This is a genomic window from Vibrio sp. 10N.261.51.F11 (assembly GCF_041471665.1).
Lineage (GTDB): Bacteria > Pseudomonadota > Gammaproteobacteria > Enterobacterales > Vibrionaceae > Vibrio > Vibrio crassostreae_C.
Genome location: NZ_JBFROW010000031.1, coordinates 38,120 through 52,547, shown reverse-complemented (window position 1 = coordinate 52,547; position 14,428 = coordinate 38,120). Strand labels below are relative to the sequence as shown.

The following is a 14,428-nucleotide window of genomic DNA, read 5'->3' as shown; positions in this document are numbered from 1 at the left end:
TGAGCCTTTGATTTAGTTAAGCGCCTTTGTTAAAAACCGTTAGCAACAATCTAGATGATGAGCTTCATCACTAACCTCGGCTCATCATCACCAAAGTAGTTGTCTTCTTGCTTGATGGTAACGAACCCCATCGATGCATAAAGCGCACGAGCCGATGTGTTATTTGGGTCTACAGTGAGCAAAAGCCTAGCATCTCGAGGCAACTGCTCAACCGCCTGTTGCATCAGTTTCCGGCCAACTCCCATGCCACGATAATTCTGGTCTACAGCCAATGATAGGACCCAAAACTCATTCTGCTTGTCTGTGGTTGTCGTTAAGGCATAGCCAGCAATCTTTGAGTCTTGCTTAGCAACCAATAAACCTTTTCCCCAGCAATCAAAGGCCTGACGAAAGAAAAACAGCGGATAGGCGTGAGCGCCAAACAAAGCATGTTCAAGCTGGTAGATATCAGCCAGTTCTTGTTTTTCCGCACAAACAACATTCATAGATAGACCTCATTTAAACCGAACCTCAAGTTTAAACATGCAAACTCAAAGGTGCTATTAATAATATATCAACAGCCTAAAGGCTTACGAACTACCTTAACGAAGATGCCACTTAACTAACGCCTGAGGAGTAGATTAGGTTACTTATGTTTTACTGTCGAATAACCAACAAATTTGCGCCAGATAACGCAAGAAAAACCGAGCACGCTTTGTTGAAACGTTTTGCCATTTGTGGCTTAGAGAACCAGTTTCTGAGGTATAAGCCAAATGCCGCGTAGATCGATATCGCGAGCATTTCTAACACTAGAAAGGTGCTACCTAAAACAAAGAATTGAGTATTTACGTTCGCTGAAACATCGACAAATTGAGGAAGGAATGCAGTGAAAATGAGTATCGCTTTTGGATTGCCAGCAGCGAGTGCAAATTCTTGTTTAAACAGACCAAACCAATTCTTATTTCGTTCGATATCCACGACCGGACTGGCGTGTGAGCGCCATAGGTTGAACGCGATCCACAACAGATACATCGCGCCAAATAGTTTGATCAGGAAAAACAGCGTTTCAGAAGTATAAAGCACAACCGCTAAGCCAGATGCAGCCAAAGCAATCATGCCAGAAAAAGCGAGGATTCTTCCTAGGCCTGCGACAAAGGCGGCCTGAAATCCGTAACAACGGGCGTTGTTCATTGATAACAAATTGTTTGGGCCCGGAGTCATGTTGAGCGCAAAACAAGCGGGGATAAACAGCAGTAACTTCCAGATTTCCATTGGTGCTTCCTAATTGCCAAATGCCGTGATTATAAAATCCTTAAACAAGGTCTTATCGTTTATAACAGCATTTCATATCTTTTGTAACTGCATAAAAAATAAGCACCAAATCTATACAGTAAATTTTCAATCAGTTCTCAAAAAACTGTTCGTACTCGGGTGTCGCTAGATTTTCGGCGACACCAATCTCACCGACGAAATAGATAGCGCTCGCAATTGTATCTATCGTTGGGTTTGATTCTCGCTCTGGGAAGTCGCCAACAGCAGGAACAGATTTTGGCGCAGACACCGAACTACAAACAAGGCTATTACATACCCTGTTTTGATTTTCTAAGGAGATAGCTTCAGGAACGTCAAAGTGCTGAGTGAGTACGTCGTGGTTAGACAATTCAGACGAAGCGTACGATAAGGTTGAGAATAGAGCTGAGAGCACAATCCACTTGTTCATGTATCTTTCCATTGATGGCATTCATTGAATTTATAAATACTATCGAATCTCACACATTATGAACAGTGTTTTATTTTAATTTGCGTGAGACTGCTTACCCAGCATCAACTTGTCGAGCAGAGCTTGCGGGACAACGATCACTGAGTATTTAACAAAGGCCACCAGCGCGATTACACCAACAGCCGATCCAAGAATAAAGTCATGGACATCAACCAACACCAATCCCAGAAGTTGATCACTCGCTATCGCTACTAATGCGATGCTAACTGCGGTTACCCACTTGCTGTGTTCATAAGGTAATTGTTCCATCGCTTGGCTTACAACATACAGAAGCATGAGCCGCACAACATAAGTTGCACAAAGAACCGCGACAACACCCCACACGCCATAAATAGGCGTCACTGTGAAATAACCAATGGCCGCCAAGACCGCACATCCACCTTGAATCCACATTTGAGATTGACTCGAATCGCCACTGAAACAACCAAGGTTAAGATAATCACCTGCATTTTTGATAACGCTAATCGCAAGCAGCGCAACAACAATGGCCCCCGCGTAATGATAACTGCTCGGTAAAATGAGAGAAATAAATCCGGGTACCGTTAGAATCATCAACGAACCTAAAACAATGGCGAGGTTCACTCCGACTAACGCCCTATCGGCACACATCTTACTGCCACCCGGCTGTTGAAGCATCGCCACACGGTTTGGAAACCACCAAAGCGCGTAAGGCTGCAACAACAGACCAAGAATCAACGCGAACTTTCCGCTAACCGCATAAATCGCGAGTTCTTCGACACCGACGAAGCTTGCCATTACCCAGCGGTCGAGCCCCATGATCATATACATTGATGCACCGCCAACCAGAACGGGCAGTCCGAATTTTAAGATCTTCGCCGAGTATTTGAAGCAACCAAAAGATCCCATCTCTTGCCATTGATAACGCACTAAACAAACCATTAGCAACACACTGGATACCGCAGCTGAAATCAACACGCCATCTATACCGTATCCAGCCTCAAGCAAAACAAAAGTCATGATGGCTTGAACACCGGCTTTCAACACATTGAGCATGCAAAAACGTTTCGCCATCGCGTTCATACGCATCAGCGTTAGCGGGATAGAAATCGCCCCATCGAGCATGGTAGGAATAAGCAGAAGCAGTATCTGGTAAGGCTGGAATTCAACTGGCAACATTAAGATTAACAACGGCATACTGAGGGCAATCAAGGCGCCCCCAAGCACGCACACCAGCACGCTCAATGTGAAGCAGTTCGAGACGAGCTTTTGCTTTTCATCACCTTCGGCGACACCCACATAACGATACATGGCATCGACAATACCGAAGCTGAACAATATCGTCCCAATGTCTGCCAGCAAGACAATGGCTTCTAAGGAACCATACTCTGCCAACGTCATATTGTGCGTAATGTACGGGATCATCACCAATGAAATCCCTTTCATCATTAATATACCGATGGCGTAGTAAGCCGACTGCTTTAAAGAACCCATAGTCGTCACCTTTTCCTTACCAAGCTGGCTTTAGGAAACTTTTACAGTCTCCAATTAGGTGTCGCAATGTGCGTTTTTGAGGTGACATGACCAAAGAACGGAAACTGTAGGCAATAGCCTGTCTATTCTGTTGTAAACCTCGATAATAGTCAGCATAACCTTCCAGTATTCTCGCCTTTGCGATTTTGAAGCTAGAAGTGGGTAGATTCCATCGTTGACTGTCATTTTGGTAATGTTGAAGAATAGTCTCTATAGACTGCAAATTTCTCAATTTAAGACTTTCAGTTTGGGTAACAGAGCTCGCTCTCATCAAGTAGCCAACCTGCACCGAGTTCAACACACCGATCTGATGGTTTTCACTCATTCGAAGCCACAGTTCCCAATCTTCCCCATACTTGATGTCAGCATTGAAACTGTCTGTTTGAGAAAACACATCCGCTTTCACCATGACCGTTGATGTTCCAATCACGTTATTTTCTATGATGAACTCCAACGGGTTCTCGATATTGATGAACAGCTCATCTTGATCTTGAAACTGCGACCAGTAACTAAAGCAGTCGACTATTACTTGGTAATCTTCAGTAAGATGCTCGTAGTTAGTAAAGCTCATCGCGAGATCAGGGTAACGTTGATGAAATTCGAGTTGGCGCTCAATTTTTTCAGGAAACCAGAAATCGTCTGCGTCTAAAAAAGCGATGTATTCACCGGTCGCCTTTTCAATCCCTAGGTTTCTCGCTTGAGGCGCACCAACACCCAATGTGGACAACGTAATAATGCGTTCATCGTCTATAGAAGCAAGATACGTCGACGTTCCATCGTTACTGTTATCGTCAATGACAATCAGCTCAACATCTTGATGAGTCTGCTTTAGTACACTACCAATCGCTTTCGGCAGGTAATCCAAACAATTGTAGGTAGGAATAACAACACTTACTTTAGCCATAATGACGCCCTCAGATTTATACGTTATATGGCTGACGTTGCATGTTCTATGCCGAGAGTGTCTTACTACAAAATCACCTCTATATCAGTCACCTACGCGTCCATTCTCAAAATGACGACCAAACACAGATGTTCAAAAAAACTGCAACTCCAATTTGATTATCAATTTGAGAAAACGAGCCACCTCTTAAGGGGTAACCTTCGAAAAGCAATCAGAAAGCCCTCCAAAGCTACGATTCGATCTTGGTTCGTATCTTGCTTTATTGGTTATTACCTTGGCTTGATAGCTTTAGTCATATGGATTTGAGGAGTAAGGAATGAAGAAAGTAGCATTTGTGGCGCCAACCTACCCAGTACTCAGTGAGACCTTCATTCAAACAGAAGTCGAATCTGTGAAAGCGTGTGGGCACGATGTGTGTGTAATGACGTTCAAAATTGAAAACAGTGAAAAACAGTTCGACTACGACATTGTCGAAATAGGTAAAAATGTTCGGAAGGGTAAAGTCGCCAGCATTAACTGGATAGGTTTCATCAAGGCTGTCTCATTTATTTCTAAGCAAACCAGCATGCCCAAAAAGTCACTGTTCGCTTATGGGTTTAAATTAGCGCTGCAACTCGCGGAAAACGACGTCGAACACGTTCACGCGCATTTCTGTCAGCACACCACTGCTCACGCCATCGTCGCGGCAAAGCTGCTGAATATCACCTGTTCGTTCGTTGCTCATGGTCATGATGTTTACGAGTTCGCTTATGACATTGAACATAAAATCTCATCGAGTGATTTTGTGGTTGCAGTGTGTAAAGACATGCTCGCTGACTTCAATACCATGGCGAAAGGAAACATTAAGCTCCTGCACTGCGGAGTGAATACTAAACAATTCCAACTCAACCCAAAAACCGAAACGAAGCAACTTCGCTTTATTTTCCTTGGCCGATTAGTGGAGCAAAAAGGTATCCACCATCTTATTGATGCATTGGCGCCGATTGCCGAACCTCTCGACATTCATCTCGATATCATCGGTACTGGCGATTTAGAGCAACAATTAAAGTTACAGGTCAAAGAGCAAGGGCTCACTCGAAACGTGACCTTTCTTGGCGCTAAGCCTCATGAATGGGTGAAAGAGAAACTATCGAATTATGACAGCCTAATCGCGCCCTTCTGTTTTTCCGAAACCGGATGTGTGGATACAGGGCCTCTGGTTTTAAAAGAAGCGATGGCTGTGGGAACGCCAGTCATTACCACCAACATCATGGGATGCAAAGAGATCGTCTCACCAGAGACAGGTTTTGTGGTTAACGAAAAAAACGTGGAAGAATTAAGAGAAGCGATTGAGCGTTTCGCGCAGCTAAGCAGCAACGATAAAGCATCGATGGGTTTAAAGGCGCGTGAGAGAGTGAAAGACAGTTTTAACTCGATCAAACAAGCTCAGCAATTATCTCGTTGGATAGAGAACCCAGCTCCATAAGAAAACGGAGCACCACAAAAACAAAAGAGCGCTACATCAATTTGAAATGTAACGCTCAACTTAGCACTGCCCAATGATCGCGACTTATGCTTTCAGTAGCTTTTCATTAAGAAGCCTAACTAGCCTGCTCGCAGTGCCAAAATAGACTCAATATCTTCGATGTCACGATATTGAGCGAGTTGTTGCTCTTTCGATGAAATAGCCACAATCGACATTCTATCGGCCAGTTCGTTACCTTCAATACCAACGTGACCGTTCACATGGTAGATGGTAATTTTTGAAGCCAGTTCTTGGTAGAGCGCATACGCAGGCTTAATAATATCGAGGTTTTTGATCTCACCGCCAGACTTGGTCCAGCCCTTTTTCTCCCAACCCGTTGCCCACTTAGTAATACAATCAATTGAGTACTTAGAATCACAATAGATCGCAACAGAGAGGCCCGCGTTTAGCTTCTCTTTTGCGAGAATAAACGCTTGCTTAAGCCCATGTAATTCGGCGGTATTGTTGGTACCAACAGGTTGATACAAGCCATACCACAATTCTGTTAATTGGTTGTTTCGGTATACCGCTAAACCCGTCCCCGCTTCACCGGGGTTTGGCTCACAAGCACCGTCAGTAAAGATCTTGATATCAAAAGGCATATCAGTGATTTGCTGCTCCGAAAGAGGCGGCACCTTAGCTTTCGTCGCCTTACCCGCAGAGTTTGGCTTTGTCGCTGTAGAACCTGACGCAGACGACGTTTTACCACCGAAAGCAGACTCAGCCTCGCCTAGTGTTGGGAACGATTTATATCTCGCACCAGCAAAGCCATCGACTTGAGACTTACAGTCATTCCAAGTGGTAAAAATACCCGGTGTACGACCTTTCCAAACCACATAATATTTCTTAGCCAAACTAACTCCTTACCAAAACCTAAACACACAAACAGTGAATCAGTACATTAGATGCCACCACGCTATACGTTGCAAGGTCTATCACTCTAAAACAGGTCTAAAAAAGCTGCGTTCATAACTCACGATGCAATCAACTTCGTCTGCAAATTCAAACGCTTTAATACACTCAGCATCGTTCAACGATTTAATCCGATACTCTTCATAGGCAGCCAAACTTTCAAAGGTAAACAGCGCCAAGGCAATATTGTTCGCCCCTTCCGACGGTAAGAAATAACCATTGTGTTGGCCCCCGAATTTAGCGACCAGTGGAATCCACATTTTTGCGTATGCCTCAAACTCATTTACCTTTTTAGGATCAATCACATATCGAACATAACAAGTAATCATATTTATACAGCCCTTAAAGAATAGGAGAAACACAAAGCCTAAGTTGACGTTGAAGCTCAAGAAAAAAGGAAATCAACCGCGACAAGGTTATAGAACAAAAACACCGCCATGCTGACGCCGATCGTTAGCAACACATTGCCTGTTTTCCAAATCAACAGACCTGTGACCACCGCGCCTATTAAGTATGGGTTTTCAAGGCTTGGCCAAAATGTTTGTTCAGGAGCAAATACAATTGGCCCCCAAATCGCAGTCAGCACCGCTGGGCTTGAATAGCGCAATAGGCGCCTTGCGGTTTGATTGAGTCGAAGCGGGATTGCAGGCTCAAGAAACAAATACCGACTAAAGAAAACAATCGCAGTCATGAGGAATATCGTTAACCAAATCATCTCTATTTCCCCTCCACGATTGTCTTGTTACCGTTGTTTCGCTCTTGGAACGATTCGCTGATAAAGCCCGCTAACATTCCGGCAATCGCTGCAATCATTAGCCCGCCCTCAATATTGTTAACCGACATAGCAACTGAAGTGACCAATGAAACCACCACACATACGACGACAGGCACTGTTCTGATTAATGGAAAAACTAACGCAATAAAGGTTGCTGCGACCGCGAAGTCGAGCCCAATCTCGTTAAGTGATGGAATTTGGCTTCCCGCGACAATGCCAACAAAGCTCGCGATATTCCAAACAAGATAAAAACCGCCGCCTACACCCGCAGCATACCAGCGATTAAATTCCTTCTGAGACTGCCCACTACAAATCGCGAACAGCTCATCGGTGAGCCAAAATCCGAGTAATAGACGCCAACGCGCAGGAAGATGGCTGATTTTGTCACGCATCGATACGCTATACAGAAAGTGTCTTGAGGTGATGAACAGTGTGGTCAACAACATAGTGCCTAAACCAATACCCGCTTTGAACATACCCGCAGCGACAAGTTGCGCTGAGCCAGCAAACAAAATAGCCGACATCGCTTGCGCTTGAAGTTGATTCAATCCGGCATCTATCGCATATGAACCGGCTAGAATTCCCCAAGGGATTACTGCAATGCTCAAGGGCATTCCCGCTAAAACGCCTTTCCATAACTGTGTTCGTCTATCCATTGTTTCGCTATCCATATCATTCTTTTCTCTCTTCACATTTGCTATTCAATGTAAGAAGAGTGGAGTCGGTTCGATTGTACAAACTTGCTCGATTTCGCGAACGAATTAAGGTGTCCGATTTAGAGCATTTTGATGTATTGCCCCGGCGTGTAGCCATTGGCCTTTTTGAAGTGTCGATGAAAATGGCTTTGGTCATGAAAGCCACACTCTTGCGCGGTATCTGAAATGGTATGTCCTTGTTTCAATAACTTGCGCGAAAGCCTTAACCTAGATTGGATTTGATACGCATGTGGCGGAAGACCAAACTCTTTTTGAAAAGAACGCACTAAGTGAAACGGGCTCAATGCCGCTAACTTAGATAGCTCTTCTAGGGACACATCGGCTTGTGGAAAGTCATCTAAGAACTCTTTAACCAAGACAAGCTGGCGCTGAGTTTTCCCATCGAGTTGAGGGTTAAGCGGCGATTTTCCATGTCGGCTAATCAGCTTAACCAACATCCCGTACATCAAGGTCTCTCTTAACAGGCGATTGTCGGATTCATCAATCGTGTTGAAGACCAGCCTCAATTGATTAGCGAGTTCAGGATCTTCAACAACCGCTCTTGGGAAGTAAGGCGCGCCGTAATTGGGTAGGTTAAGCTCTTGAGTAATCTTGGCAAGTTGCTCTGGGAGTGGATACATGGCTCGATACGCCCAACCGCCTTCAGTAGCGGAGTGACCGCTATGAACTTCGTCGGCATTGACCAATATAATCGCATTTTGTGGTGCAATATGATGTCCGCCCGTTCGATAGAAACGCTGAGCGCCCTGCTCGATGACTCCCAGCGTGTAGCCCTCGTGACTATGGCGCGAGAAGTTCTGCTTTTCGTATTCAGCATTAAGAATTTCAAGGCCGCCGAGCTCTTCGGTTATCTTATATTCGGCCTTTTCTTTAGAGCGTTTCTTGTTCTCCATAACAATTCCCAAGCCTGTTGATTATCGAGCGACTTATCAGTCTACTCTATAGTCTCTTTCAGCTTTTGTACAAAATTGCGCTTTTGTTTGTTAATACCGTTTTTGTCGTTGGCTTAATAACGCTCTCTAACTGGGAGGAAAGTCTTGGTCTATAAATAGTTGGCGAAAAATTGACAATAATTTAATTCTACATGCCAATACTGTCTTCAAATCATCGGCAACAGACCTGATACAACATGAAAAATACGCTAATCCTTTTCTTTTTCCTGAGCCTTACAGGGTGCACTCATAACCAATCAAAAGCACTGAGCATGAACTCCTCGTCGGTCAATACGTACCCACAATCCATGTCGAACCTACAACTGTGCGACACCTTGTATTACGGGCGCTCAAGTAACCAGACACTCGCAGCAATTGGCAGTGAATTCAATCGAAGAGGATTATCCAAGAGTTGGTGTGACACCGAAACCAACAAACTTTATCTAACAAAGACAATCGATTGGGTTGCTGACCAAGTAGAAGACAAAGAAGATTCAGACGAAGAAGCATCGGCAGTAGTGTTGCCTGCGAATTAGAACGGGTTAGCAATGTTGTTTGCTTATTAGCCGAGCTACCTAGTCAGGACTAGCCGAACTTACTTTATTGTTCAGGCACATCATTGATATGTTGTGACACACGAACTAGCTTACTGGTTTTAAAACCCATGCTCTGCGCCCGTTCAATCAGCGAGTCTAAGTCTTGTTTGGTGAACTCTGCAGTGCGATACAAGATCTGTAAGGTATTTTTGGTAGGACCCACCAACAAAGCCTGAGTGTAATCTTCATTCAAGAAAATTACCTTTCTCTGCTTCTCATAAGGGCTATTCGCTTCGACTGAAAACCACGCTTCGGTTTGAGAGCCCTTAAATGTTGCGGCTTGTTCTTTGGTCTTCCACTCATTCTTTTTCGCGTTGTAGCCTCGAGTTGTCAGCTTAAGATTACCGTCAGATTCAAATAAAAAGCTAAACGACAAAGAACCGAGCTTTGATTGCAATGGATGCGGGATAAAACAAGCGGAATACCATGTACCAGCGAAGCGTTCGGCATCAAAGTCAGAGGCGGGGATTTTAGACGTAGGTTTACTGCCACGAAACGTAAACAACAGCTTAATCATTAGCATCGCTAATATTTTGTATGTCATGTCACTTACTCTTTATTCGATTGTTATTAGACCCACACCTTCGATCGCATAATCAGTCGACGAATTGGTCTGTTTTTACAAGCTTAGCCAACAAGGTCTGTAACTGCTTGGATTCGTCTTCACTCAACGCACTCTGAAACTGCTCGCTGATACTATCGACCATAGGCTCACAATATTCGGCAAGCTTCTTGCCCTCTTCCGTTAAAGAAAGAAGTTTTACCTTTTTGTTCGTTTCACTCTTGCTGGCCTCAATAAGGTTCAGCTTAATCGCGTTATCAACCAAACGCTTGGTCACAGAGCGATTTCGAAGCAAGTAATTGGTTAACTCTTGCTGAGTGATTTTGCCATGCTTATCTAACACTCGAAGCGCACCAAACATCTCTAGAGAAATGCCCGAAGTGGTGCCCATCTCAGCGGTGACTTGAGCTCGAAACTGTTTGTAAGCAAAGCCCATTAAGAACATAGGATTGCTGTCGAGTGCATCAATTCCGGTGATGGATAATGCTGGTTGATTTTCCATATATAATTCCTTGGCAGACCACTAATAATACCAACACGATGGACATTAACTCTGCACGAAAGTAGGTATCTTGCAAACCAAGATCGGTTGCTGAAACATAGAGTTGCAATGGTAGCATAGTTCCTAACATCGCTTCAGTATGCATACCTCGCACGCCACCACGACTGCCGCTGATCCAAATTGCTATCATGGTCACCAAGCTTGTTAGTCCAATGATATACACCCAATTATAGGAGTGTTGCCCCGCTAACAAGGTTACGAAGACCAACGCCAATGCACAACCACCAACGTGGGCTTGTAAACAGTTTTTCACCACCATTTGATAGTTCATGCGTTCACTTTGCGCAGCCGCAATAATCACAGGCATCATACAGAACGTCGCGGCAATCAAATCGACCATCATCAAAAATGCTAAACCAACTCCAAGCATGACCACATATATCACTCGCTGCTGGTACGTCACAGGAACACTTTGCATTGGCAGCGGCGACATCGCTTTGGGCGGCTTTAAGAACAGCATCACAAATCTCACCACAACCATGGTCGTCACCATGCTCACTGCTATATCGCGAACCCAGTCCGTCATCGGCATTGGGCCATGTTGTGCAAACACAATCACCAAAAACCAATTGAGCAATGGGATGTAGATTTTCCCAAGTTTGGCAGGCGTGTCGGCCCACCTTCTTGCTAAATCAAATACCCATAAACTGATCCCCCAAACCACTGCCGGGTGTGAGGCAAATAACTGATCGACAAGCAGAGCCACACAAGCGACACCCAAGATAGGGAGAAACGCTTTGAGCATACCTCTCACTGAGTAGTCGTTAATCTTGGTCGCCGCCATTACCGGATAAAGAGCGAGGTACGCCGCAACACCTAGCTGTAGCAAAAGTTGAGCCAACATACCCAAAGACACGATAGCGCTGATCCAAGCTACTTCAGACCAGTTAATCGGGCCTCGAACTTCGTTATTCATAATCTGCCTCTTAGGTCGTAAATCGTTATTTCGTCAGTGGGTAGTCAGTTAGTCGATGATTGAAGAGCACAGTTAAACTAGGTAACGAATGCGAGCTAGCACTTCCATCCATGCACTTCCGATCACATCCCAAAACGTCGCTTCAGGCACCACCATCACGCTCACTTTAGAGCCTGAGAACAATGAGTGATCAAGTGACGGCAACGTTACTTGTGTACGCACTTTTTGTTGGTCTCGAATCCAGCGATCATCATTCACGACTTTCGCGAGGCCGCTGTTGTCGCTGCTCGCATCATAGATAGCCAGTTCACGACCTTGAATATTTCCCTCAAACACCTCACCAGGCATTGCATCAAACACCAAACGAACGGTTGTTCCCGCAGTCAGATTTGCACTGCCCTTTTCGTTGAAGTCTGCGTTAATCCAAGCATGCTGGCGATCAACCAAAAACAAAACGGGGCTGCCAGCGCCAACATAGGTTCCTGAGTTAAGGTTGAGATTGCTGATTACGCCATCAACAGGCGCGACGATTGTCGTTTTGTCCAAATCCAATTGCGCCAGTTCAACGCGAGTTCGAGCAACAGCCAAAGCACCGTTGTCGCTGCTTTTCTCAAGCTCAGCTTTTATCTGCTCAATATCGGCTTGCGCAGCTTCGACGGCTTGCTGTCTTACAATCGTGTCCGATCGGCTATCGTCTAGCGTTTCTTGGCTAACAAGTTTTCTCGAAATCAATTGCTGGTTACGCTTCAATTTTCTCTCGGCATTCAGAGCTTCGTGTTGGCGCTGACGTAACGTCGCTTCCGCGCCATGCAAGTGCTGCTTGTTTGCTTCATAGCTTTGCTCTGCTTCAACCAAAGCCGCTTCAGCCTGAGTTAACGCCAATTCAAAACGAGTTGGATCTAAGCGAACTAGCAGTTCCCCTTTTTTTACATCCTGACCATTCTTAACAGCCAACTCCACCACTGGCGCCGACACTTCTGCAGCAATACGGCTGGTTGGAATGTGCAATTGAGCTTGAGTTGTGAACGGCGCAAGGTTGTCACTTGCCACCAAGAAAAGAGCAAACAAGGCACTGGTGCCAAGTGTTAGATAGAGCATCCATTGATACGCTTTATTAGCCATAATGTTTCACCTACAACAAAATAATGCGCTCATTGTATTGATTTTTGTTTCAGATGCAACATAAATCAAAGGTGAGTATCTTAAAGATCTTGCGAGAAGTACAGCAAGCTACTGTTTATGAAAGATATAAATAGAAATTTAGATAAGAAAAAGTCGTGTAGTTAGTTTGGGAAGCAAGAGCTCCAGAAGTTATCTAATGCCTTTGCTCACAATGATATGCATTAACATTGATATTCTTTAACATTTGATTAACCGACTTATCCATTAAAACTATAAGGAAATAAAAATGAAGTGGATATTTGTTGTATTCGTCAGTGTTTTCTCAGTATTTACTTACGCAAAAGATTGGAAGCAAATCCGATTTACGGTGGAAGGAGCATACCCACCATTCAGCTGGACAACGCAAGATGGTGAATTAGAGGGGTTTGAAGTCGATTTAGCCAACGCCTTGTGTGTCGAATTAGAAGTAAAATGTATCATCTCAAAAACTGACTGGGACGGAATTATCCCTTCGCTTTTAAGCCGTAAAAACGATGCAATTATAGCGGCTATGACAATTACCGAAGAACGTGAAAAGAAAGTTAACTTCACGATGCCTTACGCTAAAGTTCCCACTCGTTTTGTCATGGAAAAAGGGCGTGAAATCAATATGGATGACGGCAGCTTAAATGAACTAACAATTGGAGTTCAGCGCGCTACCATTGGTGACAAATACCTTTCCGAGATCTACCCAAATGTAGATATCAAGCGTTATGGATCATTCGACGAAGCCTTTACCGATTTACTCAACGGACGCCTAGATAGCGTGTTTGGTGGTTCTATGGGACTCAATACGGGCTTTCTTGAAACGGAGCAAGGTAAGGACTACCACTTTACGGGTCCTAAATTTACAGAAGAAAAATGGTTCGGGCGTGGTATTGGTGTCGCGGTACGAAAACAAGATAATGAACTCAAAGATCTTATTGATGACGGTATCCAGCGCTTGATCGACAATGGTCAGCATCAAAAAATCGCAAGTAAGTATTTTTCATACAGCATTTACGAATAGTTTGGTATGCAGTGTGGACTAAACTAATTGCGAACTGTGTTCACTTTAGAAAGCATCAGATAGCAAAAAGCCGCTCATAAAGAGCGGCTTTTTTAAGGTGATGCTTGCAACATAAGTCTTCATAACGCAAACCAATTATCAAAGAGTTAAAGTACAATTTGCAACATAAGTTCGCATAACATTGCATCGAAAGTCTGCAAATTTGAACAACGACTAAGATTCAACGTAGTAAATTTACTACGCTCCAATTAATCCTCTAGACAGAATCGCTTGGTGATCACAAGAGATGAGTTAATGCGCTAAGAAGCTTCTGTCGGATAGGCGGCACCTGTTACCAGGTGCCTCCCTCCTCAGAACCGTACGTGCAACTTTCACTGCATACGGCTCAAGCCTCCACAAAGGCACCGTTAAGCACCCAGTAACAAAATTACCTTTGCGATACACACTCAAAGCTTTAAAACTGACCCAATGACCACTTGATGAATAAGAAACCACGGTTCGTTGTCAGAAGACGCACTAATTTCATTCGAAATCATCATTTGCTTTTCTTCTTTAATAAAGTTCTTCAAGCTATCTCGCAACGGGAGACCAGTTAGAAGTCAGCTCGCTTTCGCGCCAGATATAAACCT

The 14,428-nt window shown here is 44.3% G+C and carries 17 protein-coding genes; 3 read left to right on the top strand and 14 right to left on the bottom strand.

Going from position 1 to position 14,428, the window contains the following annotated elements; all coding sequences use genetic code 11:
- Positions 1 to 50: 50 nt before the first annotated feature.
- The 5 genes from AB4351_RS10285 to AB4351_RS10265 all read right to left on the bottom strand — a co-directional run bounded on the left by AB4351_RS10285 (position 51) and on the right by AB4351_RS10265 (position 4,154).
- Entirely contained in the window at positions 51 to 485 is a 435-nt protein-coding gene (locus AB4351_RS10285) for an N-acetyltransferase (RefSeq protein WP_017062214.1), read from the bottom strand.
- Positions 486 to 636: 151 nt separating this feature from the next.
- On the bottom strand, positions 637 to 1,251 hold the full coding sequence (locus tag AB4351_RS10280) for a LysE family translocator (RefSeq protein WP_102320553.1): 615 nt from the start codon (positions 1,249 to 1,251) through the stop codon (positions 637 to 639).
- Between the two features lie 130 nt (positions 1,252 to 1,381).
- On the bottom strand, positions 1,382 to 1,699 hold the full coding sequence (locus tag AB4351_RS10275; protein WP_017070274.1) for a hypothetical protein: 318 nt from the start codon (positions 1,697 to 1,699) through the stop codon (positions 1,382 to 1,384).
- 75 nt (positions 1,700 to 1,774) lie between these two features.
- On the bottom strand, positions 1,775 to 3,211 hold the full coding sequence (locus AB4351_RS10270) for a lipopolysaccharide biosynthesis protein (RefSeq protein ID WP_017067059.1): 1,437 nt from the start codon (positions 3,209 to 3,211) through the stop codon (positions 1,775 to 1,777).
- Between the two features lie 16 nt (positions 3,212 to 3,227).
- Complete coding sequence (locus AB4351_RS10265; protein WP_017062218.1) at positions 3,228 to 4,154, bottom strand: glycosyltransferase; 927 nt, start codon at positions 4,152 to 4,154, stop codon at positions 3,228 to 3,230.
- A gap of 316 nt (positions 4,155 to 4,470) precedes the next feature.
- Here AB4351_RS10265 and AB4351_RS10260 point away from each other — a divergent pair, with 316 nt between their 5' ends.
- A complete protein-coding gene (locus AB4351_RS10260) occupies positions 4,471 to 5,619 on the top strand; it encodes a glycosyltransferase family 4 protein (RefSeq protein WP_372125877.1) in 1,149 nt (382 codons plus the stop codon).
- A 119-nt stretch (positions 5,620 to 5,738) separates the two neighbouring features.
- On the opposite strand, the gene AB4351_RS10255 is transcribed toward AB4351_RS10260, so the two are convergent.
- The 5 genes from AB4351_RS10255 to AB4351_RS10235 form a co-directional block, all read right to left on the bottom strand.
- A complete protein-coding gene (locus AB4351_RS10255) occupies positions 5,739 to 6,512 on the bottom strand; it encodes a viroplasmin family protein (protein ID WP_372115107.1) in 774 nt (257 codons plus the stop codon).
- 81 nt (positions 6,513 to 6,593) lie between these two features.
- Positions 6,594 to 6,899, bottom strand: coding sequence for an NIPSNAP family protein (locus AB4351_RS10250; protein WP_017070270.1), 306 nt, complete (start codon positions 6,897 to 6,899; stop codon positions 6,594 to 6,596).
- A gap of 56 nt (positions 6,900 to 6,955) precedes the next feature.
- A complete protein-coding gene (locus tag AB4351_RS10245; RefSeq protein ID WP_029235696.1) occupies positions 6,956 to 7,285 on the bottom strand; it encodes an AzlD domain-containing protein in 330 nt (109 codons plus the stop codon).
- Positions 7,286 to 7,287: 2 nt separating this feature from the next.
- Positions 7,288 to 8,016, bottom strand: a complete 729-nt coding sequence (locus AB4351_RS10240) for an AzlC family ABC transporter permease (RefSeq protein ID WP_017062223.1) — start codon at positions 8,014 to 8,016, stop codon at positions 7,288 to 7,290.
- A gap of 104 nt (positions 8,017 to 8,120) precedes the next feature.
- On the bottom strand, positions 8,121 to 8,954 hold the full coding sequence (locus AB4351_RS10235) for an AraC family transcriptional regulator (protein WP_048614742.1): 834 nt from the start codon (positions 8,952 to 8,954) through the stop codon (positions 8,121 to 8,123).
- 236 nt (positions 8,955 to 9,190) lie between these two features.
- Here AB4351_RS10235 and AB4351_RS10230 point away from each other — a divergent pair, with 236 nt between their 5' ends.
- Positions 9,191 to 9,529, top strand: a complete 339-nt coding sequence (locus AB4351_RS10230; protein ID WP_050650325.1) for a hypothetical protein — start codon at positions 9,191 to 9,193, stop codon at positions 9,527 to 9,529.
- Between the two features lie 64 nt (positions 9,530 to 9,593).
- On the opposite strand, the gene AB4351_RS10225 is transcribed toward AB4351_RS10230, so the two are convergent.
- The 4 genes from AB4351_RS10225 to AB4351_RS10210 all read right to left on the bottom strand — a co-directional run bounded on the left by AB4351_RS10225 (position 9,594) and on the right by AB4351_RS10210 (position 12,751).
- On the bottom strand, positions 9,594 to 10,133 hold the full coding sequence (locus tag AB4351_RS10225) for a lipocalin family protein (RefSeq protein ID WP_017062226.1): 540 nt from the start codon (positions 10,131 to 10,133) through the stop codon (positions 9,594 to 9,596).
- A 52-nt stretch (positions 10,134 to 10,185) separates the two neighbouring features.
- Positions 10,186 to 10,653, bottom strand: a complete 468-nt coding sequence (locus tag AB4351_RS10220) for a MarR family winged helix-turn-helix transcriptional regulator (protein ID WP_017062227.1) — start codon at positions 10,651 to 10,653, stop codon at positions 10,186 to 10,188.
- A complete protein-coding gene (locus tag AB4351_RS10215) occupies positions 10,616 to 11,629 on the bottom strand; it encodes a DUF2955 domain-containing protein (RefSeq protein WP_372125873.1) in 1,014 nt (337 codons plus the stop codon). The genes AB4351_RS10220 and AB4351_RS10215 overlap by 38 nt, the downstream gene beginning before the upstream one ends.
- A 72-nt stretch (positions 11,630 to 11,701) precedes the next feature.
- Positions 11,702 to 12,751 carry an HlyD family secretion protein gene (locus AB4351_RS10210; RefSeq protein ID WP_017062229.1) on the bottom strand — a complete coding sequence of 350 codons (1,050 nt, stop codon included), beginning with the start codon at positions 12,749 to 12,751 and terminating at the stop codon, positions 11,702 to 11,704.
- 286 nt (positions 12,752 to 13,037) lie between these two features.
- Here AB4351_RS10210 and AB4351_RS10205 point away from each other — a divergent pair, with 286 nt between their 5' ends.
- Positions 13,038 to 13,799, top strand: a complete 762-nt coding sequence (locus AB4351_RS10205) for a transporter substrate-binding domain-containing protein (protein WP_017070266.1) — start codon at positions 13,038 to 13,040, stop codon at positions 13,797 to 13,799.
- Positions 13,800 to 14,428 lie beyond the last annotated feature (629 nt).